This is a genomic window from Nocardiopsis sp. NPDC055551, assembly GCF_053619415.1.
This window is the reverse complement of the sequence record NZ_JBSHJJ010000009.1, coordinates 149,658-170,986: the sequence shown is the minus strand read 5'-3', so window position 1 is coordinate 170,986 and position 21,329 is coordinate 149,658. Positions and strand designations below refer to the sequence as shown.

21 protein-coding genes and 1 tRNA gene are annotated in these 21,329 nt (G+C 67.8%); 12 read left to right on the top strand and 10 right to left on the bottom strand.

The window, feature by feature from the left end; genetic code table 11:
* Positions 1–244 precede the first annotated feature (244 nt).
* The 4 genes from ACWGSK_RS17700 (at position 245) to ACWGSK_RS17685 (ending at position 3,742) form a co-directional block, all read left to right on the top strand.
* The gene (locus ACWGSK_RS17700; protein WP_452456278.1) at positions 245–1,075 is read left to right on the top strand and encodes a CPBP family intramembrane glutamic endopeptidase; all 831 of its coding nucleotides are present in this window, start codon (positions 245–247) and stop codon (positions 1,073–1,075) included.
* The gene (locus tag ACWGSK_RS17695) at positions 1,072–2,238 is read left to right on the top strand and encodes a sensor histidine kinase (RefSeq protein WP_358507205.1); all 1,167 of its coding nucleotides are present in this window, start codon (positions 1,072–1,074) and stop codon (positions 2,236–2,238) included. The genes ACWGSK_RS17700 and ACWGSK_RS17695 overlap by 4 nt, the downstream gene beginning before the upstream one ends.
* Positions 2,235–2,894, top strand: a complete 660-nt coding sequence (locus ACWGSK_RS17690; protein ID WP_358507207.1) for a response regulator transcription factor — start codon at positions 2,235–2,237, stop codon at positions 2,892–2,894. Before ACWGSK_RS17695 ends, ACWGSK_RS17690 begins: the two co-directional genes overlap by 4 nt.
* Before the next feature lie 104 nt (positions 2,895–2,998).
* The gene (locus tag ACWGSK_RS17685) at positions 2,999–3,742 is read left to right on the top strand and encodes an MBL fold metallo-hydrolase (RefSeq protein WP_358507208.1); all 744 of its coding nucleotides are present in this window, start codon (positions 2,999–3,001) and stop codon (positions 3,740–3,742) included.
* On the opposite strand, the gene ACWGSK_RS17680 is transcribed toward ACWGSK_RS17685, so the two are convergent.
* Positions 3,743–4,198: an ester cyclase gene (locus ACWGSK_RS17680; protein ID WP_452456277.1), complete on the bottom strand. Its 456-nt coding sequence runs from the start codon at positions 4,196–4,198 to the stop codon at positions 3,743–3,745.
* Between the two features lie 131 nt (positions 4,199–4,329).
* On the opposite strand from ACWGSK_RS17680, the gene ACWGSK_RS17675 reads away from it, so the two are divergent.
* Entirely contained in the window at positions 4,330–5,241 is a 912-nt protein-coding gene (locus tag ACWGSK_RS17675) for a LysR family transcriptional regulator (RefSeq protein WP_452456276.1), read from the top strand.
* Between the two features lie 26 nt (positions 5,242–5,267).
* Here ACWGSK_RS17675 and ACWGSK_RS17670 read toward each other — a convergent pair whose 3' ends face one another.
* Positions 5,268–5,897, bottom strand: a complete 630-nt coding sequence (locus ACWGSK_RS17670; RefSeq protein ID WP_452456275.1) for an isochorismatase family protein — start codon at positions 5,895–5,897, stop codon at positions 5,268–5,270.
* Positions 5,898–6,021: 124 nt separating this feature from the next.
* Here ACWGSK_RS17670 and ACWGSK_RS17665 point away from each other — a divergent pair, with 124 nt between their 5' ends.
* Both ACWGSK_RS17665 and ACWGSK_RS17660 read left to right on the top strand, forming a co-directional pair.
* Positions 6,022–6,996, top strand: a complete 975-nt coding sequence (locus ACWGSK_RS17665) for a GlxA family transcriptional regulator (RefSeq protein ID WP_452456274.1) — start codon at positions 6,022–6,024, stop codon at positions 6,994–6,996.
* 314 nt (positions 6,997–7,310) lie between these two features.
* Positions 7,311–8,282 (top strand): peptidoglycan DD-metalloendopeptidase family protein, encoded by a 972-nt coding sequence (locus tag ACWGSK_RS17660; protein ID WP_358507218.1) that lies wholly within the window; start codon positions 7,311–7,313, stop codon positions 8,280–8,282.
* 99 nt (positions 8,283–8,381) lie between these two features.
* Here ACWGSK_RS17660 and ACWGSK_RS17655 read toward each other — a convergent pair whose 3' ends face one another.
* The gene (locus ACWGSK_RS17655) at positions 8,382–8,693 is read right to left on the bottom strand and encodes a hypothetical protein (protein ID WP_358507220.1); all 312 of its coding nucleotides are present in this window, start codon (positions 8,691–8,693) and stop codon (positions 8,382–8,384) included.
* A 334-nt stretch (positions 8,694–9,027) separates the two neighbouring features.
* Positions 9,028–9,558, bottom strand: coding sequence for a hypothetical protein (locus ACWGSK_RS17650; RefSeq protein WP_358507222.1), 531 nt, complete (start codon positions 9,556–9,558; stop codon positions 9,028–9,030).
* 444 nt (positions 9,559–10,002) lie between these two features.
* Between ACWGSK_RS17650 and ACWGSK_RS17645 the strand changes: the two genes are divergently transcribed.
* From ACWGSK_RS17645 to ACWGSK_RS17630, 4 genes are all read left to right on the top strand, one after another.
* On the top strand, positions 10,003–10,842 hold the full coding sequence (locus tag ACWGSK_RS17645; RefSeq protein ID WP_358507226.1) for a helix-turn-helix domain-containing protein: 840 nt from the start codon (positions 10,003–10,005) through the stop codon (positions 10,840–10,842).
* An 8-nt stretch (positions 10,843–10,850) separates the two neighbouring features.
* Positions 10,851–11,042, top strand: a complete 192-nt coding sequence (locus ACWGSK_RS17640) for a DUF397 domain-containing protein (protein WP_358507273.1) — start codon at positions 10,851–10,853, stop codon at positions 11,040–11,042.
* Positions 11,043–11,073: 31 nt separating this feature from the next.
* Positions 11,074–11,262, top strand: coding sequence for a DUF397 domain-containing protein (locus tag ACWGSK_RS17635; RefSeq protein ID WP_358507228.1), 189 nt, complete (start codon positions 11,074–11,076; stop codon positions 11,260–11,262).
* A gap of 252 nt (positions 11,263–11,514) precedes the next feature.
* Entirely contained in the window at positions 11,515–11,766 is a 252-nt protein-coding gene (locus ACWGSK_RS17630) for a DUF397 domain-containing protein (protein WP_452456273.1), read from the top strand.
* A gap of 139 nt (positions 11,767–11,905) precedes the next feature.
* Here the strand turns inward: ACWGSK_RS17630 and ACWGSK_RS17625 are convergent, their stop codons facing one another.
* The 6 genes from ACWGSK_RS17625 to ACWGSK_RS17600 all read right to left on the bottom strand — a co-directional run bounded on the left by ACWGSK_RS17625 (position 11,906) and on the right by ACWGSK_RS17600 (position 19,879).
* Positions 11,906–12,628: a DUF3159 domain-containing protein gene (locus ACWGSK_RS17625; RefSeq protein ID WP_358507232.1), complete on the bottom strand. Its 723-nt coding sequence runs from the start codon at positions 12,626–12,628 to the stop codon at positions 11,906–11,908.
* A gap of 279 nt (positions 12,629–12,907) precedes the next feature.
* Positions 12,908–14,710 (bottom strand): S9 family peptidase, encoded by a 1,803-nt coding sequence (locus ACWGSK_RS17620; protein ID WP_452456272.1) that lies wholly within the window; start codon positions 14,708–14,710, stop codon positions 12,908–12,910.
* 694 nt (positions 14,711–15,404) lie between these two features.
* Positions 15,405–16,721: an MFS transporter gene (locus ACWGSK_RS17615; protein WP_452456271.1), complete on the bottom strand. Its 1,317-nt coding sequence runs from the start codon at positions 16,719–16,721 to the stop codon at positions 15,405–15,407.
* The gene (locus ACWGSK_RS17610; RefSeq protein ID WP_452456270.1) at positions 16,718–18,316 is read right to left on the bottom strand and encodes a hypothetical protein; all 1,599 of its coding nucleotides are present in this window, start codon (positions 18,314–18,316) and stop codon (positions 16,718–16,720) included. The genes ACWGSK_RS17615 and ACWGSK_RS17610 overlap by 4 nt, the downstream gene beginning before the upstream one ends.
* 103 nt (positions 18,317–18,419) lie before the next feature.
* On the bottom strand, positions 18,420–19,316 hold the full coding sequence (locus tag ACWGSK_RS17605) for an Lrp/AsnC family transcriptional regulator (RefSeq protein ID WP_358507238.1): 897 nt from the start codon (positions 19,314–19,316) through the stop codon (positions 18,420–18,422).
* 490 nt (positions 19,317–19,806) lie between these two features.
* Positions 19,807–19,879: transfer RNA gene (locus ACWGSK_RS17600), tRNA-Lys, on the bottom strand.
* A gap of 334 nt (positions 19,880–20,213) precedes the next feature.
* Between ACWGSK_RS17600 and ACWGSK_RS17595 the strand changes: the two genes are divergently transcribed.
* A complete protein-coding gene (locus tag ACWGSK_RS17595; protein ID WP_358507240.1) occupies positions 20,214–21,299 on the top strand; it encodes a CdaR family transcriptional regulator in 1,086 nt (361 codons plus the stop codon).
* Positions 21,300–21,329 lie beyond the last annotated feature (30 nt).

The window sequence follows — 21,329 nt, the reverse complement described above, 5'->3', positions numbered from 1 at the left end:
GTTCGGTGTCGCTCTCGCCCATCCCACGGTGCCCACCGTCCCCCGGTGGGCACCGTTTCCCTTCCCACCCGGTTCCGCTGTACGCACGGACTCTGCGCGGCGCCCCGCGCCCACCGACCGCCTGTCCCCCATGAGAGCCACACGCAAGTGTCCACCGCGTGGTGACGACCCCGAAAGCCCGCATCCGTAGCGTTTTCCCCACAGCCGCGGTGATCCGTCCGTGGACTCGGTGAAGGGGAAGAACATGAAGCTGTTCCTACAGCTACTGGCCGTCATGGTGGCCGGTGTCGTCGGTGGTCAGGCCGTCATGCTGGTCGAGGGCGACCCATGGCTCACCCTCGGGCTGGGCCTGCTGACAGCGGTGCTCACGCTGGCCCTCTACCGGTGGGTGCTCCGCCTGACCAAGGATGTGACCGTCACGGACGTGACCCGCGAGGGTGTCTTCGCGGGTCTTGGCGGGGGGACGCTGGTCGGTGTCCTGCTGTTCGCGTGCGTCATCGTCAACATCGCCTTCCTCGGCCACTACAAGGTCGACGGCATGGGGTCACCGACCGGCGCGGTGGGCTTGTTCGGTTTCATGGCCGCCGCCGCGGTGACCGAGGAGGTGCTGTTCCGCGGCGTCCTGTTCCGGTTCATCGAGAGGGGCGCCGGAACGTGGATCGCGGTGGTGGCGTCCTCGGTGTTGTTCGGCCTGTGGCACCTGCCCAACCCGAACGCGAGCCTGTTGGGCATCGCCATCATCACGGTCGGGGCCGGTGGCCTGCTCGCCGTCGCGTACGTGGCCACCCGCAGCCTGTGGCTGCCCATCGGCATCCACTTCGGCTGGAACTTCGCGGCCTCGGCGATCTTCAGCACCGAGGTCTCCGGAAACGGCACCCCCGCGGGCCTGCTGGACGCCACCACCTCGGGGCCACTGCTCATCACCGGCGGCGACTTCGGGCCGGAGGCGAGCCTGTACTCGCTGGTGTTCCTCGTACTCGCGACGGTGGTGTACCTGTGGGTCGCCCGTCGGCGCCGGAACCTGGTGCCCATGCGTCGTTCCGATCGCGTGGCCGCCGCTACACTCACCGGATGAGCGCTCTTCTGCGCGTCCCCGAGCTGTGGCGCCGGCTCGACGTCACCATCCGGGACCTCCCCCTGGTCCTCCTTCTCTTCGTCCCCTCGTTCATGCCGATGTTCTTCAACTACGGCACGCAGGTCGGAGGGGTGCCGGACCGGCCCTTCGACGCCATCGCCGTCGTGGTGATCGCCCTACAGAGCTTCCCGCTCGCCCTTCGTCGGCGGTGGCCCACGCTCTGTCTGACACTGATCGCGGTCGGCTTCGCCGTCGACCAGCTCCTCGGCTACCACACGGTCGCCGGCACCGGCCTGGCCATCGCCGTGCTGAGCGCGGGGGTGCACCTGGAGCGGCGGCGACGCCTCACCGCGCTGCTGTTCTCCCTGGCGTACCTGCCGTTGGCGGTCGTGCTGTACCAGATCGGCACCGGTGAGCCGGTGAGCGAGTTCGTGGTGTTCTACCTGGCGGTGGCCCTGGTGTGGGGCATCGGTTCGTGGGTGCGCTCCACCCGGATCGCCGAGGCCGAGCGCCGTCGCCGGGTCGCCCAGGACGCCTTGGCCGCCGAGCGGGCCCGCATCGCCCGCGAACTGCATGACGTGGTGACCCACCACGTGACGGCCATGGTGGTGCAGACGGAGGCGGCCCGGTACCTGACCGCCGCTCCCGACCGTCTCGACCAGGCTCTCTCCTCGGTCACCGACACCGGCCGTCGAGCCACCTCCGACCTGCGGCGCCTGCTCGAACTGATCGACCCCGACCACGGCACCGATCAGGGCGCCGAGACTCGCATGCCGCATACCGGTGTTCTGTCGGAGCTCGTGGAGCACACCCGCGAGGCAGGTCAGCCGGTGGAGTTCTCCGAGGAGGGCACCCCCGCCGAGTCGTCGGGCAGCGCCGACTTCGTGGCCTTCAGGGTCGTGCAGGAGGCCCTGACCAACGCGCTCAAGTACGCACACGGCACCCCCACCTCGGTTCGGGTGCGCCACGGAAAGAAGGAGATCACGGTGCGGATCGACACGGACGGGTCCGGGACTCAGGTCTCGTCCACGGGTGGGAGCGGACGGGGTCTGACCGGCCTGCGCGAACGCGTCGAGGTGCTGGGCGGCGACTTCAGCGCGGGTGAACGTGACGGTGGCGGTTTCGCCGTGGAGGCTCGCGTGCCCGTGGGAGGCCGCTCATGAGCGAGACCATCCGGGTCCTGGTCTGCGACGACCAGATGCTGATCCGTACCGGTCTGACCACCGTCATCGACGCCCAGCCGGACATGGAGGTGGTCGCCGAGTGCGGTAACGGCAAGGAGGCGGTCGACCTCTGTGCCAGGTCGAAGCCGGACGTGGTCGTGATGGACGTGCGCATGCCGGTGCTCGACGGCATCGAGGCCACCCGTCTGTTGGCCGGGGTCGGGGTGGCCGAGCCGACCAAGGTGCTCGTGGTGACCACGTTCAACCTGGACGAGTACGTGTACGAGGCACTGCGCGCGGGGGCCAGCGGTTTCCTGCTGAAGGAGGCGCCACCGGCGCAGCTGCTGCACGGGATCCGGACCGTGTCCACCGGCGCGGCGCTGCTGGACCCCGAAGTGACCCGGAGGCTCGTGGGCACGTACGCCGCCCGAGTCCGACCGGTCGATCGGGATCAGAAGGACACCCCGTTGACCCCCCGCGAGCTGGAGGTGCTGCGCCTGATGGCGGAGGGTCTGTCCAATCGGGAGGTCGCCTCCGCGCTCACCCTGAGCCAGGAGACGGTGAAGACCTTCGTGTCACGGATCCTCACCAAGCTGAACCTTCGTGATCGTGTGCAGGCGGTCATCTACGCCTACCGTCAGGGTCTGGTGGCCTGACCCGTTCGGGCACGGTGACCGCTCCCCGAGAAAAACGACGGGGGCGCGACTGTACGCGTGCGGCACCGGGTAGTCGAACAGGCCCGGAGCGCAGGAGGTCACCCGTGAAGATCGGCATGGTCACCGACGGCGTCCACGTCGTCTCCCACGCACACGTCAACTGCTACCTCGTGGAGGACGACGACGGGGTCACCCTCGTCGACGCGGGTCTTCCCTCCATGTGGCCCATGGTCCTGCGGACCCTGGAGCGATGCGGCCGCACACCGAAAGACGTGCGCGCCCTGGTCCTCACCCACGGCCACTTCGACCACGTGGGGTTCGCCGACCGGGTACGGCGGGAGTTGAGGGTGCCCGTGTTCGTCCACACCCGGGACGAACGTCTGGCCGCCCACCCGTACAGGTACACACCTCAGCGGAATCGCTTTCTCTACCCCCTCACCCATCCCCGGTCCCTGCCGGTGTTGGCGCGGATGAGCCTGGCGGGAGCCCTGAACGTGCGAGGGGTGGAACGGGTCGAGCCGATGACGACCGGCACCGCCCTGCCGGTACCCGGGCGGCCGGTGCCCATCCACACCCCCGGCCACACCGACGGTCACTGCTCGCTGCACCTTCCGGGTCGCGGCACCGTCATCAGTGGCGACGCCCTGGTCACGCTCGACCCCTACACCGGTCGTTCGGGCCCCCAGATCGTGGCGTCCGCGGCGACCAAGGACACCCACCAGGCGCTGGCGTCCCTGGACGCTTTGGTCGCCACGGACGCGACCCTCGTCCTGCCGGGCCACGGCCTTCCCTGGGCCCGGGGGATCAGGGCGGCGGTGAGCCGAGCCGTGGACGTGGGCGAGCACTGATCAGGAGGGATCGGCACCGAGCCGGCGCAGGAAGTCGAGGTTGTCGTACTGGACCCATTCCTCGGCCAGCAGACCGTCCTCGTCGTAGCGGAAGAAGTTGATCAGTTCGAGCCGCATCGGCTTTCCCGTCGGCTCGATGGGTCCGATGGGCGAAGCGTCGAAGCGGGCGGTGAACACGCCCGACATCGACGTGCGAGCGGCGATGAACGCGCCTTCGGCGACGAGTTCCCTGCGCTCACAGGCGAACCCCTCGAAGGCGCCCCGCATCGCCGCGAAGAACGACCTGAGCTCCACGTACCCCATGTCGCCGTCCGGTCCGTGGAAGACGAAGTCCTCGGCGAAGTACCGGTCGAGCTTCTCGTCGTCGGCCACCGCGATGGCCTCGCGACCGATGCGGACCAACGCCCGAGAGCGGGCGTCGTACCTGGTGTCGTCGGGCGAGATGAATTCACTCATGGCGGGTGTCCCTGTCTCTGGTGCTTCTACCGTCGATGGTTCCAACACCTCCCCGCCATAGGGCTAGTCCCTAACGGATATGCAGGTCTTCGCCGATATCCATAACCTTTCCGCATGGCTAGGCTGGGACGATGCCCGACATCTCGATGAGTTCACTCCGTGTCGTACGCGCCGTGGCGACGCACAAGTCCCTGAGCGAGGCCGCCCGGGTCCTCGGGTACTCCCAACCGGCGGTCTCTCGACAGGTGGCCGCGGCGGAGGCCGCCGTGGGCAAACGGCTCTTCGTCCGCCACCCGCGCGGTGTGTCCCTGACCCGTGCGGGCACCGTGGTCGCTCGATTCGCCACCGAGACCCTCACCCGACTCGAACACCTCGAACAGAGCATCGACGAACCGGCCTCCGACCGGGAACTGCGGTTGCGGGCGGGGGCCTTCCCGGCCGCGAACGCCGCCCTGCTCCCACAGGCCCTGGCCCGTCTGACGGAACAGCATCCGAGGGTGGCCTTCACGTTGGCCGAGGCGTCGTCCCCGGCCCTCGTTCAACAGGTCTCCGCCGGGCGCCTCGACGTCGCGGTCGTCGCCATGGGACAGGGCCTGCCTCAGGCGGCCTTGGAAGGCCTGCGGACGACCCCTTTGGAGACCGGCGAACTCTGCGTCGGTGTACCGACCGGGCACCGACTCCATGGCACGGCCCGCGTCCCCCTCGCAGAGATCGCGAACGAGCCGTGGATCGTCGGGCGGGGATCCCGCGACGAACCACGCTTCGGAGCCTGGCCGACACTCGCGGACCCCGTCGTCCGATGCCGTGCCCGCAGCTGGACCGCCCGGCTCGGCCTGGTCTCCGCGGGGCTCGGGATCTGTCTCCTGCCGGAGATGCTCGCGCCCTCGGTACCCGCGGGCGTCGGCGTCGTGCGGGTCGAGGACCCCACGTGGCTGGGTCGGTCGGTGTTCGCCGTCACCCCGTGGGAGACCACCGAACTCCACGAGCTGGTCACCGGCTCACTTCGCGAGGCGGCCTCGGCCATACGCGAGGAGACGCCCTGACCCGCCCCCATGCGTGGTGGCGTGGATCAGTGGTCGGCGCGGCCCTTCGCGGCGGTGGTGACCAGGTCGCCCTTGGGGAGCTCCTGCCCACCGGAGACGGCCTCGGCCCACGCCTCGGTGTCGGCGACCGCGGCCCAGTTCGAGTGCAGCAGGACCATGAGGGTCTCGTGCACCTGCCGGGCGTTGACGCTACCGGCCTCGTTGGACATGTGGATGGCGCCGGTCGCGTCGGAGAGGACCTCGATCGCGAACCCGAGCCGTTCGGCGTCGGCGGCGCTGCCGAGGACGCAGTTGTTGGTCATGTAACCGACCAGGGTGACCGTGTCGATGTCCTTCGTGCGCAGCCAGTCCGTCAGGTCGGTGTCGGCGAAGACGCTGGAGAGGTTCTTGGTGATGTGTTTGGCCGCGTTGCCGGTGCGGGCCTTCACCTCGGGCTGGAGTTCGTATCCGGGGGTACCGGCCACGAACGCCGGGGCGCCCTCGGGGTACTGGTGACGGACGACGACCACCGGCACGTCGGCCCGCTCTGCCACGTCCAGGCTCTGGAGGATCCGGGCGAAGGACTCCTCACGGGGCGGGTACTCGATGTTCAGCGGGCCGTCGAAGTACTCCTGCTGGACGTCGATGAGGACGAGGGCTCGGCGCGGAGCGGACATGGTGCTCTCCTTCACGTTCGGGTCGAGGCGAGGTGGACGACGCCTCCGATTCCGATCCTCGCCCTCCATGACGGGGTAGCGTGAGTGGCATAGATGCACATCTTCGATGGAATCAGGACAACCCATGCGGATCGCCATTCGCGTCTTCGACGGGATCACCACGTTCCACCTCGCCGCGCCGCTGCTGGTGTTCGGGGAGCTGTCCCGTCGGTACCCGGACACGGGCTGGAGCATGGAGGTGTGGAGCGACGACGGGCGCCCCGTTCGCTCCGAGGAGGGGGTCGGCGTGGGCGACCTGCACGGACCGGCCGTCGCCGAGCACGCCGACCTGCTCGTCTTCCCCTCCTGGCCGGTCCACCTCCCAGAACCCGAGCCCGGGTTGAGAGATCTGATCCGCGCCGCGCACTCACGTGGAGCCGGGATCGTCGGGCTGTGCCTGGGGTCCTTTCCGGTGGTGGGCAGCGGGATCCTCGACGGACGTACCGCGGCCACGCACTGGACGGCGGCGGAGGAACTGGCCGCGCGTCATCCCGCCGTCCGGGTGAGCCCGAACGCGCTGTACCTGGACCACGGGGACGTGCTCACCTCGGCGGGCACGGCCTCCGCCCTGGACGCCTGCCTGCACATCGTCCGTTCCCGGCTCGGTTCTGAGGTCGCCGCCACCGTCGCCCGACACCTCGTGATCGCGCCTCATCGAGAGGGTGACCAGGCCCAGTACATCGATCGTCCGGTCCTCGACGATCCCGAGGAGGGGGCGATCGGCGAAACCATGGCGTGGGCGTTGGAGAACCTGGACGAGCGTCTGTCCGTGGAGGTGTTGGCCGGGCGCGCGAGCATGAGTCCCCGCAACTTCTCGCGCCGCTTCCGCGAGACCACGGGGGTGAGTCCGGCCCGCTGGGTCCTGACCCGTCGGCTGGACGAGGCCCGCAGGTTGTTGGAGACGACCGACCGGCCCATCGCCCAGATCGCCGCCGCGTGCGGGTTCGCCAGCCCCGTCACCTTCCGGCAGAACTTCATCGCGCGCTACGCGACCACGCCCACGTCCTACCGGAACCGCTTCACCGACCACGCCGAAGCCCTCGTCGAGCATTCCGTGTAGTCGATGCCCCGGCCTCCGAGGTGGGGCTCGCACGTGTCCCTCCTCATTGTCGCGCCCCCGCGCACATGTCGAACGCGCCGGGTTTCCGGACGCTAGGGAGCCCCCTCACCCCAAAATGGGAGGAAACCCTACATTCTGGGACATTATGAGGAAAATGGTCCTTGCTTTTGCCGAAGTCGCGCCAGGAGAAAAACAGGAAAAAGGGGGAAACCCTCTGGTCAGGTCGAGATCAGGTGCCTACCATCCCAACCCAGAAGGAAATTTTCCCTGAGTTCCCCCTCACAAGTAGATAGCTTTCCTTTCGGAGGTCCCCCATGTGCGACTCCTGCTCGGCTTCAACCCCCGCTCCGAGCGGAGCCGAGAAGTCCCCCAACCCTCTGAGCCGCCGCGCCCTGTTCGGCACCGGTGTGGGTGCCGCGATCGCGGTCGCCGGTATCGCCGGTGCCACGCCGGCACACGCCTCGGCAATGAACGGCGCCTGGTGCAACCCCGCCCTCGGCTACTTCCCCAACGGAGGCCACTACGGCGCGCCGCGCGGCAATGTCACCCACGCCGGGCAAGACGTCACCAACTCCAGTGGCACGGCCGTCTACGCGGCGGCGGCCGGAACCGTGATCCGCCGTTCCTGGGGCGGTGGCCTTCCCGGCCGCACCGGCAACGGCATCGTCATCTCCCACGGCGGCAACGTCTACACCTACTACGGTCACTTCGACGCCTACCGGGTCGCGCTCAACGCCTCGGTCTCGGCCGGGCAGCGCATCGGCGACATGGGCACCACCGGCAACGTCACCGGACCCCACCTGCACTTCGAGACCCACACGGGTGGGTTGGGGCCGACGACCAACCCGGTGCCGTTCATGACCGCGCGAGGCGTCGACCTGGGTGGTGGCTGGCCGAAGATCGACCCGGAGTCCAACGGGGCTCGGGTCCGGGCCATTCAGTACCTGATGAACCAGCGGGGAAGCTCGCTGGAGATCGACGGCTACTACGGGCCCGTGTCGGTCAACGAGGTCAAGGCCTTCCAACGTGGCCAAGGGTTGGTCGACGACGGTCAGGTGGGCCCCCTCACCTGGCCTCACCTGATCTACACGCTCGACCAGAGCTCGGCCGATGGATCCCACGTGCGCGGGCTCCAGCAGGTGATGAACAAGCGAAGCGCCGGGTTGTTGGTCGATGGCAACTTCGGCCCGGTCATGCACTCCGCGGTGCGCACCTACCAGAGCCTGAACCGTCTGGTCGTCGATGGTGAGGGCGGACCCATCACCTGGAGAGCGTTGGTGGGCTGACCGGCTCTTGCCAAGCGTCGGTCGATTCCGTGAGTGATCGGGCCGGCGGCACCTCGAACACGTTCGAGGTGCCGCCGGCCGCGGTTCTGGTGCCCGTGGTCAGAGCAAGAACCCGACCGCCTCGACTACCGCTTGGCCTATTGCCGCCACAACCGCCGCTCCCGGGAGCAAAACCACGTTGATGGCCAGAGCGGGCACGCTCCGCCTCCGGCGCGGGGCCCGATGACGGCCCCGGGGCTTGGCTGAGGCCATGCCGGGGAGATCGGTGAGGAATGCCTCGTCGGCGGCCCTTGCCTCCCTGCTCTCGCGGGCTTCCCTCTCGGCTTGTCCCCTCCGTTCACGAGCCACGATCATCCAGTGCGGGAGCGGGCCGTGTTCAAGCATGTAGGCGACCCGGGGGTTGTCGGGCATCTGCCGGAGCAGCCGTTCCTGCCGGGCCTGGTGCGATTCCGGCCGGGGGTTCACGGGGCGGAAGGGGCCAGGTCGTGGGGTGGTCGGGCGGGCAGATCCCGGCCGGGAGAATCGCTGCCCCCGAGGTGCGGCCAGGACGGAGCGCACCCTGTTATTCGCCGCTGTCATGCCCGGCCCGTCGCGTAAGGGGGCCGAAGATGTGGTGAAGGTGTGACTCTGAGTCCGGGCATGCGGCACAATGGCCATGTCGGCAACTTTCTCTTCGAATCCGGGTTGGTTGACGGCCTGCTCTGGGGGTGTTCATGCACCCGCCAGAGCTTTTTCGTTGGGGGCCTCAGGCCGCGTCCGGCGGCTCGGGGTCGAACCGGGTGGAGGTGCCCAGGTGGCGGTGGGCGAGCCGACGCAGGAGTTCGGTGCGGCTAGGAGCGGTGATGCTTTCGAAGCGGTCACCCTCCCCGGCCCAAGTGAGCGGGCGGCGGGCCACGTATTTCTCCTGGGGCGGCCGGCCCTCGATGGTCAGGTCCCAATGCCGGTAGATCAGGGCGCAGAGAACTCGTTCGGGGATGGGCAGTTCGCCGTCCGTTGAGTCCTGGGCCGGTGCTGGACGTGGAACGACCATCCGAGGGCCGGCCGTGTCGACGCGGCCGGGCGTGGGGTGGTCGGCGACGGCCTGGTCGATCAACCGCGTGGCCAGCTCGGCATCCCCTTCCTGGTGGGCGATGCGCAGCGCGTCGCCAATGAGCGGAAGCCGGTTGCGCAGGGTGTGGGAGTACCAGTCACCGAGCTGCCCGGGGGTCAGGTGCGGCGGCGGGCGCAAGGCGTCTTCGACGGTGGACAGCAGGTTTCCGGTGTGGGCGTCGAGCATCAGATCGCCACCTCCAGCCGGTGGAGTCCGACGAGCGCGGCGGGAAGGACTTCCGAGGGCACGGCCTCCAGCGGCCGACGAGGAGCCGGGATCAGTGGCGGACGAGGCGAACGCGGTTGGTTTGTCTCGGCAAGGGTTCGAGGAGACGAGGCGTAGATACGCACCCGTCCGGCCTTACGGGGGCAACGGTGGTGGATCGGCTCGGCGGCACGATGGCGTACGTACGTCGGCTCGGACAGGTTCAGGTAACGCGACATGGCGCGGCTCCTGGCGCTCAGGGTTCCGGGCGGTTGGTCCGACCGGGATTTCAAGTTAGCCTCATCATGGAACCTGAATTTCCGATTTTCGAGACTAAGCTGAAATCCGGTCCGGGAAATCCCGGAATGTCTAGTTCAAGACAACCAGGATCTAGGATTCGAATCGCGACCAGCTACTTGGAGAGAGATGACGACGCAGCGCTACAGCCCTACTGTCCGCCGCCGACGCCTATCCGATGAGCTTCGACGCCGTCGCGACGCCGCGAGGATGACCCTTGACGAGGCTGCTCCAGCTGCTGAGATGTCACGGACCACGATCAGCAACATCGAATCGGGTGTGAAGAAGCGCCCTCAAGTTCACGAAGTCAGGGCCTTGTTGGACGCCTACAAGGTGACCGAGCAGCAGGAACGTGAGGAGATCCTGAACCTGGTCAGGCAGTCGCGCGAGAGTGGCTGGTGGTCCAGGTACCGGGACGTTCTCAGTGGAAAGTTCATCGGGTTCGAGGCTGAGGCACACGTGATCAGTACTTGGGAACCATTGGTGATCCCTGGCCTGCTTCAAGTCCCCGAGTACTCCCGCGTCCTGGCCAGAGCGGCGAGAGTCGGAGACGAACACAGCATTCAGCGCGCTGTTGATGCCCGACTCGAACGGCAGCGCATCCTCAACAGCGACCCACCAGAGTTGTGGTCGGTGTTTTCCGAGGCGTCACTACTCGCGTTGTCAGACCACCCTGAGGTACTGGAAAGACAAGTCTCCTACCTGCTGGATGCGGCGCAGGCTCCGACGACCACCATCCAGATGACTCCTGCTTACCGGCTGACACCAGGACTCGGCGGACCCTTCGTCATCATGGATTTCCCCGAGGCAGTCGACCCGACGATCGTCTTTCTGGAGACTGACACCGACGGGTTGTACCTGGAGGAACCGGACGAGGTGGCGCGTTACCGCAACACCTTCGGCCATCTGCGCATCGCGGCCCTCACCCCGGATGAGACCGTGGCACGCCTGACAGAAATGATCACCTAGGGACGATGATGAACTCGACTATCCCCGCCTCCGCTTTCCGTAAGTCTTCCTACAGTCAGCCCCAGGGGCAGAACTGCGTTGAGGTCGCAGACCTGCCAGGTGCCTCAGCGATGCGGGATACCCAGAACCGGCAACTTGGCCACTTGGCGTTCTCTTCCTCGGAGTGGGCTGCGCTTTTGAGCGCTACGGTCAAGGAGTAGCAGGGCAGCCGAATCCCCGGAGAGGGCACCCATGAGCCTAATTCCCACCCTCGACACCCTCGACTTCCGCACCTCCAGCTACAGCGACCGCAGTGACTGTGTCTCCGTTGCCGACGTCCCCGGAGGCGCTGTGGTCCGCGACTCCAAGCACCCTGAGCGCGGCCACCTTCCGTTCCCAGGGACGGAGTGGATCGCGCTGCTGCGCATCACTCGACCCTAGAAAAGAGGGAGCCCCACAAGAGTGAGGGCTCCCTTCGCTTGTTCCCGCGAACACTACGCCCTGCCTATAACTCGTTCTTCGACGAGTGCGAGCTCTTCCGTGCAGAGTGGCAGGGAGCAGGATTCGCCGACTCTTTGGTGGCCACAGCTGGTCAGGGGTTCGGGACGTTGTCCTTCTGAACCTGGGACGTAAGCGCGAGCAAGGTTGGGTACGAGCCGAAAGGCGCCCCTACCTCCAGCGAAGGACTCACACGTGCGCACCCACACCGAAGAACTCACGTTCCACAAGAGCATCTACAGCACTACTGCGCAGGAGTGTGTCGAGGTCGCTTGCTTCCGGAAGTCGTCCTACGGCGGCTCAGGCGACAACTGTGTAGAGGTCGCCGATCTCCCGGTCGGCGCAGCCGTGCGCGATACCCAGAACAGGCATCTCGGACACCTCTACTTCGGGAACAGCCACGAGTGGCAGGCCCTCTTGGCCGTGGCCCGCTCCAGCGGGCAGTAGGGCTGAACAGCACCTGACCGACCGCACCTTGGATCGGATCGCCTGTTCGGCCCCGATCCACCACGGAGACGACGAACACCGCGCCACCCACCGTTCGATGGATGGCGCGGTGTTCGTCAGGTCGGCCCTGCGCGCTGGTCTATGCACTGGTCGGTGCGGTGGCGGTCTCGGCGGTGTCGTTCTTGCGCAGACGCTTGGTGGAGCGACGGAACGCCCACACGATCACCACCGCGCCCACCGCCGTCAACGGAAAGCCCGTCACCGTGTCGGCGACCGCGAGCCAGGTCGTGGAATCAGCCATGTAGAGCCACTGCCGCACGACGAACCGGCCGGCGAGCATCACCATCACCGCGAAGGTCGCCAGATCGTGCACCAGAAGCACGCCCCGCTCCTCACGCCAGGGGTTCTCACCACCATGGACGGCGTTCCAGATGACCCCGGTCAACGGCCGACGAACCACCAACGTCACCAGCAGGATCACCGCCCCCACCAGCGACGCCCAGATCCCGATCAGGAAGAAGTCGTTGGCCGACCCGGTCGCGGCCGACACACCACCGGCCACAGCCACACCGAAGACCCCGCCCAACGCGGCCATCACCTGCTCACCACGCCACAGCCGATACACGGCCAACAGCAGGGCCACAGCGATCGCGGCCCCGATCGCGGCCAACAGTGAAAGGAAGGGGACTGCCATCGCGAAGACCACGACCGGCAGAACGGAGTAGATCATCCCCGAGGTACCACCCAGGCCCTTGAGCACTTCCTGCTTGATGTCCACCGGCTGCTCGGAGTGCGCGTCCCGCACCTCCTGCGCGTTCCGGTCTTCCTGCTCGAAGTTCGTGATCGCGGTCTGGTGACTCATGGGGGCTTCTCCTGCCTTCGAAAGTTTTGAAAGGGGCGGTTCGGCCTTTAAGCGGTTGCTCCTCTGTTCTCCTTCTCTTGTATTCAAGCCGTTGGGGCGTTGGCCCGGCAGTGCCCTCACGTCAACACCCGCGCATGACATTCCTGGGGGCGCACCCATGACGTGGTGTCACTGGTCTTGGCTCCGCCCCTGGTCATCACGCTCCGCCCACACGCGAACACCCGGACGGGTGGAGCCGTCCGGGTGTTCGGTTCTTCGCGGGCGCTCAGCCCTGATCGGCTAGCCCTGTTCGGTCCGTCCTCCCAGGTGCTCGGCGAGGAAGCGCTCCGCGGAGTCGAACATGGTGATCAGGTTCTTCGGGTGCACGAACCCGTGCCCCTCGTCGTCGAAGACGATGTACTCGATGTCCACCCCGCGAGCGCGCAGCCCTTCGGCGATCTGGTCGGACTCGGCCCGCACGACGCGGGAGTCGTTCGCGCCCTGGACCAGCATCAGCGGTGTGCGGATCTCGTCGATCCGGCTGATCGGCGAGCGGGCGAGCATGTCCGCCTCCTGCTCCGGGACGTCGGGGTCGCCGACGTAGCGGTACCAGTTGTTGGCCAGCGCGGGACGGACGAACTCGGGCTGGGTCCGCATGTAGTTCGCCAGGTTCGAGACGCCGACGTAACCGACGGCCGCGGCGAAGCGGTCCGGAGTGAAGGTGACCCCCACCAGCGTCGCGTAGCCGCCGTAGGAACCACCGAAGATCGCCACCCGCTCCGGGTCGGCGTAGCCCTGCGCCACCGCCCAGTCCACGCCGTCGATCAGGTCGTCGTGCATCTTGCCCGCGAACTCGCCGATCGCGGCCTCCATGTGGGCCTTGCCGAACCCGGTCGATCCACGGAAGTTGACCTGGAGCACCGCGTAGCCACGGTTGGCGAGCAGTTGCACGGAGTGGTCGAACCCCCAGCTGTCCCGGGCCCACGGCCCGCCATGGACCAGCAGCACCATGGGCAGCCCTACGGGGTCCAGCCCTACGGGAAGTGTGAGGTAGGACGGCAACTCCAGTCCGTCGCGCGCGGTGATCGTGACCGGCCGCATCGGTGCCAACGCCTCGGGGTCCAGGTGCGGGTAGGGCCGGAACAGCAGCCGGCTCTCACCGGTGGCGTGGTCGTAGAACCAGGTCACCCCGGGGTCGCGGTCGTGCGTGAAGGTGACGACCCACCGCTGTCCGCTCTCGTCGGTGGACACGGCGGAGAGGTCTCCCTCGGACAGCTTCTCCAGGTTCTCCAGGACCTCGGCGAAGTGCGGGTCCAGTGCGTGGATCACCTGCCGTTCCCCGAGGTAGCGCACCCCGAGCAACTCTCCCCGCCGGCCCTTGATCAGCGGTGGGGGGAGTGTGGGGAAGACCAGGGACCGGGTGTCGATGTCGAGGGTGGGGTGGCTGTCGACCTCGGTCCCCTCTCCGGTGGCCAAGTCGACCCGCACCAGCCGGGTACGGTCGGTGCCCAGGTGGGAACCGATCCACATCCCGGTGCCGTCCGGCGTGATCGTGGTCGGGAAGACGCCCAGGGGGTAGTCGGTGCCGTCGAGCCACTCGCTCTCCTCGGCCATTTTGAGGGCCGCCAGGTGCTCGGGGTCCTCCTCCATCGACACGATCTCCCCGGAGGCGATGTCCAGCTCGTGGGTCTCGATGCCCCCGGCCGCCCTGCCGATCACCAGCTTCCTCTTACCGGGGCGCCCGGCGACGGGCTCGAAACCGATAACCCTGTCTCCGGGGAACGGTGTGAGGTCGACCGTGTCAACATCCGGAGAATCCAGGTCCACGCGGTACAGGTGCCAGTTCTCGTCACCGCCGACGTCCTGGAGGTAGAGCAGCCAACGGGGGTCGTCGGCCCACTCGTAGCGGATCACGCTGCGGGTCTCGTCGTTGGTCACGCAGCGCGGCTCGGTGTCGGTGTCCAGGTCCTGGAGCCAGACGTTGAGTTGGTTCCTCCACGGGGCCAGAAAGGCGACCTGGGTGCCGTCCGGCGAGATCAGGGGCCGGGTGCGCTCCGGTGAGCCGAACATGTCCTCGACCGAGATCAGGGTCGGCAGTGCCATGTCGTTCCTCTCGTTGGTGTCTGGAAGTCGCGGTCCGGAGCCGGCGGCGCCGGGCCGACCTCGGGCCCGGGACGCTCCGGCTCGACCACCGCGTCCACGACACAGTCTTTTGCGCGTCGCGTGTGTCCAAAAGTGATGCCGCGTCATGACTTGGACTCCACGAATGTCACGGGCGGGAGATGACACACCGCTACTGGGCGACGCACGGGTCGAGACGGGAGAATCGTGGGGGCGGGGCACCACCGCGGGCACCCTTGGTTCGCGGTCGGTCTGATCTGGACAGGCCCTCCGTGCCAGGACCATGCCGTCCCCTGCGGGAGTACCGCTTCGGCGCCGACTCGGGAGATGCTTCAGCGCCGCTATGTGTACGGCTCCGCGACCACCGACGCCCTGCTCGGTGAACCCGACCATGTATCCATAGGCCCGCTAGGAGCACGCATAGAGGTGCGGCGAAGCCCCTGGCACGCGAAAACCCCAGGTCGAGAGCGCGTTGAACACGCACTGACCTGGGGTTTTTCTGGCGCCCCCGGGGAGCGAACCCTGAACCCACGGACGAGAAGTCCACGGGACCGGGGGATTTCGCGCCGCTATGTGGCGGTTTGTTCCAGCCTGGCCGGGCCCTGTCGTGTTACCGGAGACCCACCGGCGAGGGCCGGTCTCCACTGAGCCCGGCCCCGTCCGCGGACGCGCACGGCTACGCTCCCGCGTTCCGTTCGACGGCGTCCATGTGGTGCCCGTATCGGGAGAGCCCTCTGTTGCACACCGCTCCCAGAACACACATGGCCACCAGGTAGCCCACGACCGACCACGCCGAACCGGTCAGGGCCAGCAGACCCGTGGCGACCAGCGCCGACATGGAACCGAAGATCATGGCGCACAGCTGGTAGGTCAGCGAGATACCCGTGTAGCGGGTGCGGGCGGGGAAGGATTCGGCCAGGACCGAGCCCACGAGACCGTAGGAGCCCGCCATGCCGATGCGGACGACGCACATCACGCCCCAGATGAGCACGACGCTACCGGTGGCCATGAGTCCGAACAGAGGAATCGACGCGACCGCCACCAGAAGCATGCTCCAGCCGATCACCCGGCGCGCGCCCACCCGATCTCCCAGCAGAGCCAGGACGGGGACGGAGAGGAACTCCGCGAGCGAGGCCACGGTGATGGCGTTGAGGAGCATGCTCTCGGACAGGCCGAGGTCCACGGTGCCGTAGGTGATCACGAAACTGGTGACCACGTAGTAGCCCCCCACGCCGACCGAGAGAAGGCCGATACCCATCAGGATCTGGCGCCAGGAACCACGGACGGCCTCGACCGCGGGACGCTGTGAGACGCCCTCGGTGCGCTGGAGTTCGGTCATGACCGGTGACTCGTCGACCTTCATCCGGATGGCCAGGCCGATGACGACCATCACCGCGCTCAAGAGGAAGGGGATGCGCCAGCCACCGTTGATCAGGAAGTCCTGCCCGATCAGGCTCAGCAGGGCGAACGAACCGGTCGCCAACAGGGAGCCGGCGGAGGAACCGAGCTGGGCGAACGAGCCCAGGAAGGTGCGACGTCGCGCGGGGGCGTGCTCGACGGCCACCAGCACCGCGCCACCCCACTCGCCGCCGACGGCGAACCCCTGGAGCAGTCGCAGGAGCACCAGGATCACGGGCGCGGCAATGCCGATCTGCTCGTAGGTGGGCAGCAGACCGATGAAGAAGGTGGCCACACCCATCAGGAGCAGCGTGGTGACCAGGATCTTCTTGCGTCCGACCCGGTCACCCATGTGCCCGAAGACCAGAGCGCCCAGGGGCCGGACGAAGAACCCGACCGCGTGCGTGGCGAAGGCCGCCATGACCCCGATGAACGGGTTCTCGCTGAGGGGAAAGAAGAGGGGGCCCATCAGGAAGGCCGCGGCGATGGTGAAGACGTAGAAGTCGTACCACTCGACCGTGCTGCCGATGAAGGACCCGATGGCGGCCCGGCGCGAGGAGCCGGTGACCTTGGCGGAGGATGTGGTGGCGGTCATCGACTCTGCACCGTCCGTCCGTGGTCGTCGGTCTCGAAGGAGACCGCGGGGGACCAGGCACCGGTACCGCTGTCGTAGTCGGGCCAAGGCAGCTCGGTGGGCGGGAGGAAGTCCGCGGGCAGCAGGGCCGGGGTGTCGCCGCGCTCGGCGCAACGCTGGTCGAACTCCTCCTTGGCCCGGGCCAGGGTCTCGGGGTCGCGCATCAGATCCAGCAGGGTGCCGGCCACGGTACGGCCGGCGGTGTCGATGGTGGGGTCGATGGCCTCGGGCATGCCGCCCAGGGCGTTCATCACCCAGGACGGGTATCCGGGCGACCCCTGGGGCACCTTGAGCGCGGGGCGGGCCACGTAGAAGCGCACCGTGGGGGCGTACCAGGTCATCTCGACGTAGTCGTCGCTGGTCCAGTTGGTCTGCCAGGACGGCATGTGCTCACGCAGCGCCCGCTCGGCCTCCCTCGGCTCGATCAGGCTCTGGCACTCGTCCAGGAAGGGGTCTTCCATGGGTTCGAAGCCCAGGCTCTTCTGGATCATGCGCGCCGCCTCGACGGCCTCGGGGCCGTAGGTCGGGGCGCCGACCTCCGCCAGGTTGCGGTACGTGGCCTCCGCGAGGGTGTGGTTGGTGATGCCCGGACGGTTGCGGGCCACCCAGCGCGTGGCCAGGCGTGCGTGGGAGGCCTGGGCGGCGTGCTCGGCGTTGCGGTCCAAAACGGTGAGCACGCGTTCGGCCATGTCCAGGTCCGGGCAGCGCCACGAGTACTGGATGGAGGCCACTCGTGCGGGGAGGTTGTCGGCGGTGGCCTGGCCTCCGGGGAGCAGAGCCTCGGTCAGGGACCAGCCGCCGTGCGAGGGCAGCATGGACTCCTGGGTGGTCTTGGTCAGTGAGTACATCGTGAACAGGGCGGCGTTGGCGCCCGGAGCGCGTGCGGAGGAGTGCGAGGCCGGGATGGGACTGGCTTCGTCGGCCGCCAGCCAGGTCTCGGGTTCATCGCAGATGAAGGTGTACACGCGGCTGTAGTAGGAGCCGCACTGGGTGTCCCACCGCGTGGTGTTGCACAGGGGGAGCATGTAGAAGGGGTGGAAACTGATGATCGCGTCGACGTCGTCGTAGTAGCCGCGTAGACCGTGGACGACCTTGGATCCCTGCACCTTCTCCGCGGGCTCGCCGGTGTAGCGCAGGGTGCCGCCGATTCCGTTGCGCTTCATCGCGTCCTGGGCCGCGAGCAGCCCCGCCAGGGTCGACATGCCCAGGGCGGAGTGGGGGTCGGTGTGCCCCGGCGCGAACTCGCTCTGCCCCTCGCGCGGCTCACGGTTGGCCACCGGCGCCTGGGAGTTACCGGGAACCGCGTCGTACTCGGCGTAGGTCAGCAGGGTGGGGCCGGGGCCGTTGCTCCAGGTGGCGGAGAAGGCCGTCGGCATGCCGCCGCTGCCCTCCTCGACCTCGAAGCCGTGTTCGCGCAGGGTCCGCACGTACCAGGCGCTCGAACGGTACTCACGCCAGGCGGGTTCGGCGTAGTCCCAGATGGTGCGGTGCCACTGTGACAGGTGGTCCTTGTGGGCATCCATCCAGGCATGCGCGTCGCGTTTGGCGGTGTCCATAGGTGTTCTCCTCCGATGTGTCGAGCAGCACAAATAACGCGTCGACACATTGGAAGGTATCTAGTGGATGAAAAGTTTGGCAAGACCTATCTCTACAAAGTTTTCAGCTACCAAAGTCGGTTTCATAGGTTTCTTTGGCCAGGTGTAGGTGCATCCACGACTCGATCAGCCTCACTCCGGGCGTCGATCGGAGCCGATCCAACTCTTGGAGCACCTGATCCAGGGAGGCGCCCACCACGGTGCCCACCGCGTCTCCGCGCCCCATGCACCGCGCCAGGAACACCGTCGACTCCGACCTGGCGATACCCGAAAGGGCCTCGCCCTCGGGATCGTCGACCGCCAGCAGGAAACCGCAGAGGAACTCCACGCCCAGGGCGCCGGGCACGACCATGGCGCCCACGTGCACAACGCCCGCCTCCACGAGCCTGAGCACACGAGCACGCGCGGCGGGCGCGGACAGACCGGCGCGCACGGCCAGTTCGGAGAAGGGCATCCTGCCGTCCTGCTGGAGTTCCCTCAGCAGTACGTGGTCGGTCGTGTCCAGCTCCGTGGGCGTGTAGGGGCGTTCCGCCTGGAAGCGGTCACGCAGGATCGCGCTGTAGACCAGGGTGTCGACGTCACGCACCATCGGTAGCGCACGTATCCGCCCCACCACGTCGGCGAGCCGTTCCATCCCCGTGGTGCGCAGTTCCGCGGTCAGGGGATACCGGCCCGCCGCCACCGCCAGGTAGACCACGTCCGGGACCTGCGACAGGGCGCTCGCGGCCTTTTCGGCGGAGCCCTCGATGGCCACCGACACATGTCCGACCGTGGTGATGTCGGTGACCTCGGGCCTGACGACTCCGCGGACCCGGATCCGGCCACTGTCGAGCAGCTTGTTCGTGCGCATCCGGGCCGCGGTGCGGGAGAGTCCGACCTCCCGCGCCAGGGCCTCGTAGCTGGCGCGTCCGTCGCGCTGGAGCAGGCGCAGCAATCTCAGGTCCGTGTCGTCGAGCACCATGGTGTCCCATCCAGCCTCATGTCGGTCTTACGGGCTCCACAGTGCCGGCCCGAAGCGTTCACCGCGTGCCCTCGACCTCCCTCGAACCCGTATACGGGCCGCCATCACCGGCGAGACGGCCACGAAAACGCTCTGGCCCCACCTCCTCGCGATCGTTCTCACGTTCGCGGTGCTCTTGGTCGGCCGGCCGATCGGTTCCTCCCAGAGCGAGGAGCAAGGGGCCGTCGATGTGGTCCTCTACGCGGGTGGGGCCGTGGCCCTGGGCCTCGTCTGTGCCGCGAGCAGGGCGGAGCGATAGGAGGCGGTCGCCGAACGAGCCGAAGAGGAGCGCTGAGCCGGATCTCTCTCCGATCTCCGGCCGAAGCATCCGCCGACCGGGCACCCCGTTGGCGCGTTATCGGAGACATCTCGCGCTTCCTACGGGTTCCCACCGGCCGAGTAACAACGAAGGGCGTCCCTCGAAGATGAGGAACGCCCGGTTCGGGAAGAGTGAGCCCCCGGGGGATCGAACCCCGAACCCACGGATTAAAAGTCCGTTGCTCTGCCGATTGAGCTAGAGGCCCGTGACCGTGGTCCTGGATCCTTGGCCAGACCACAACCGCAGACAACTGTACCGCAGCGCGGAGGGTTCCCGATGTCCTGCCAACGCCGACGGAGCAACGGATTCGCTCCGGCTCGGAACCCGAGCGCCATCGCCTTCGCCTTCCCTGGCCCGCCTGACGTCGACCTCTCGTACGTACGACCCCCGCGGGACCGAGGCCCCGCGCCCCGCCGAGGGAAGAGCGTGTACGGGGCCGGTGATCCGGGCGGGTGGCCGCGGTGCCTTTGGGGGTCGGCCTCCAGGAGTTCGGGGGTCGATTCCTCCCGTCCCCTGACCGGCACCAATACCCTTGAGGCATGCCCGAAGACCGGCGACGGGCACCCCTGAGCAGCGAGCTCGCCCAGCGGGTGGTCGACCTCATCGCACCCACGATCAGCCACAACATCAACGTGATGGACGAGCACGGGACGATCATCGCCTGCCTCGACCCCTCCCGCGTGGGCAGCCTGCATCGGGGCGCCCAACGTGCCATCTCCGAGCGGCGCAGGGTCCTGGTCACCACGCCCGAACCCGACACCTCCGACCGTCCCGGCGCCAACGAACCCCTCTTCATCAACGGAGAGCTACGCGGCGTGGTGGGGGTGACCGGCAGCCCGCACGAAGTCGAACCCCTGGCCCGGGTGGTCGCGCTGACCGTCCAACTCCTCATCGCCCAGGAGCTCGAACAGGACGCGGTGAGCCGGCGGCACACCGAGGCCCGGGACCTCATCGCGTCCTTGAGCTCCGGCACCACCCGCGGCGAAGACGCCCTGGCCCGCCTCATGGCCGCCGGGCTCAAACCACCGTGGTCGCTGGCCCTGTGGACGGCGCACACCCCACGGCAGGACGGCGGCGCCTCCCCACCATCACCGGCCGAGACCGCCGTGACCAGGGTGAACGGCAAAGGATCCCGACGAGCCGCGGTACTGCACGGCGCCCTGTGGGTGATCGGTTCGGGCCGCACGCCGGCACCGAACGGTCTGGGACTGTCCTCCAACAGCCGCCACACACAGACCCCGTTGACCGACGACGTCGAGACCCTCCTGTCCTACGCCGAGGAATCCCGGGCACTGTGCCGGTACGCCGCCCTACTCCCGAGCCTGGAGGAGCCCGAAAGCTGGTCCCGGGAGGTCGCGGTGGCGGTGGCCCACCTGCCCCGCCGTTCCCTGACCCGGATGGCCGCGACGGCCACCCCACTGACGAAGGGCCAGCGCCGCACGGTCGAGGCCATGGCGTCCTCCGCCTCCATGCGCGAGGCCGCCGACACGATGTACGTCCACCGCAACACCCTGCTGCAACGAGTGGAGCGGATCCGGACCACGACGGGGTTGGACATCCGTCGCCCGGATCACCTGACCACACTGCACATGTGTCTCTACGCGGAGACGGCACTGGGCATTTAGCACATAGACCCCGAACAAAGGCGCAGGAAG

Excerpts from the sequence above, each read along its gene's own strand:
- ACWGSK_RS17700 (WP_452456278.1), top strand. The coding sequence starts at position 245 with ATGAAGCTGTTCCTACAGCTACTGGCCGTCATGGTGGCCGGTGTCGTC.
- ACWGSK_RS17695 (WP_358507205.1), top strand. The coding sequence starts at position 1,072 with ATGAGCGCTCTTCTGCGCGTCCCCGAGCTGTGGCGCCGGCTCGACGTC.
- ACWGSK_RS17690 (WP_358507207.1), top strand. The coding sequence starts at position 2,235 with ATGAGCGAGACCATCCGGGTCCTGGTCTGCGACGACCAGATGCTGATC.
- ACWGSK_RS17680 (WP_452456277.1), bottom strand. The coding sequence starts at position 4,198 with ATGAGTGAATTCATCTCGCCCGACGACACCAGGTACGACGCCCGCTCT.
- ACWGSK_RS17675 (WP_452456276.1), top strand. The coding sequence starts at position 4,330 with ATGCCCGACATCTCGATGAGTTCACTCCGTGTCGTACGCGCCGTGGCG.
- ACWGSK_RS17670 (WP_452456275.1), bottom strand. The coding sequence starts at position 5,897 with ATGTCCGCTCCGCGCCGAGCCCTCGTCCTCATCGACGTCCAGCAGGAG.
- ACWGSK_RS17665 (WP_452456274.1), top strand. The coding sequence starts at position 6,022 with ATGCGGATCGCCATTCGCGTCTTCGACGGGATCACCACGTTCCACCTC.
- ACWGSK_RS17660 (WP_358507218.1), top strand. The coding sequence starts at position 7,311 with ATGTGCGACTCCTGCTCGGCTTCAACCCCCGCTCCGAGCGGAGCCGAG.
- ACWGSK_RS17655 (WP_358507220.1), bottom strand. The coding sequence starts at position 8,693 with ATGCCCGACAACCCCCGGGTCGCCTACATGCTTGAACACGGCCCGCTC.
- ACWGSK_RS17650 (WP_358507222.1), bottom strand. The coding sequence starts at position 9,558 with ATGCTCGACGCCCACACCGGAAACCTGCTGTCCACCGTCGAAGACGCC.
- ACWGSK_RS17645 (WP_358507226.1), top strand. The coding sequence starts at position 10,003 with ATGACGACGCAGCGCTACAGCCCTACTGTCCGCCGCCGACGCCTATCC.
- ACWGSK_RS17640 (WP_358507273.1), top strand. The coding sequence starts at position 10,851 with ATGAACTCGACTATCCCCGCCTCCGCTTTCCGTAAGTCTTCCTACAGT.
- ACWGSK_RS17635 (WP_358507228.1), top strand. The coding sequence starts at position 11,074 with ATGAGCCTAATTCCCACCCTCGACACCCTCGACTTCCGCACCTCCAGC.
- ACWGSK_RS17625 (WP_358507232.1), bottom strand. The coding sequence starts at position 12,628 with ATGAGTCACCAGACCGCGATCACGAACTTCGAGCAGGAAGACCGGAAC.
- ACWGSK_RS17620 (WP_452456272.1), bottom strand. The coding sequence starts at position 14,710 with ATGGCACTGCCGACCCTGATCTCGGTCGAGGACATGTTCGGCTCACCG.
- ACWGSK_RS17615 (WP_452456271.1), bottom strand. The coding sequence starts at position 16,721 with ATGACCGCCACCACATCCTCCGCCAAGGTCACCGGCTCCTCGCGCCGG.
- ACWGSK_RS17610 (WP_452456270.1), bottom strand. The coding sequence starts at position 18,316 with ATGGACACCGCCAAACGCGACGCGCATGCCTGGATGGATGCCCACAAG.
- ACWGSK_RS17605 (WP_358507238.1), bottom strand. The coding sequence starts at position 19,316 with ATGGTGCTCGACGACACGGACCTGAGATTGCTGCGCCTGCTCCAGCGC.
- ACWGSK_RS17595 (WP_358507240.1), top strand. The coding sequence starts at position 20,214 with ATGCCCGAAGACCGGCGACGGGCACCCCTGAGCAGCGAGCTCGCCCAG.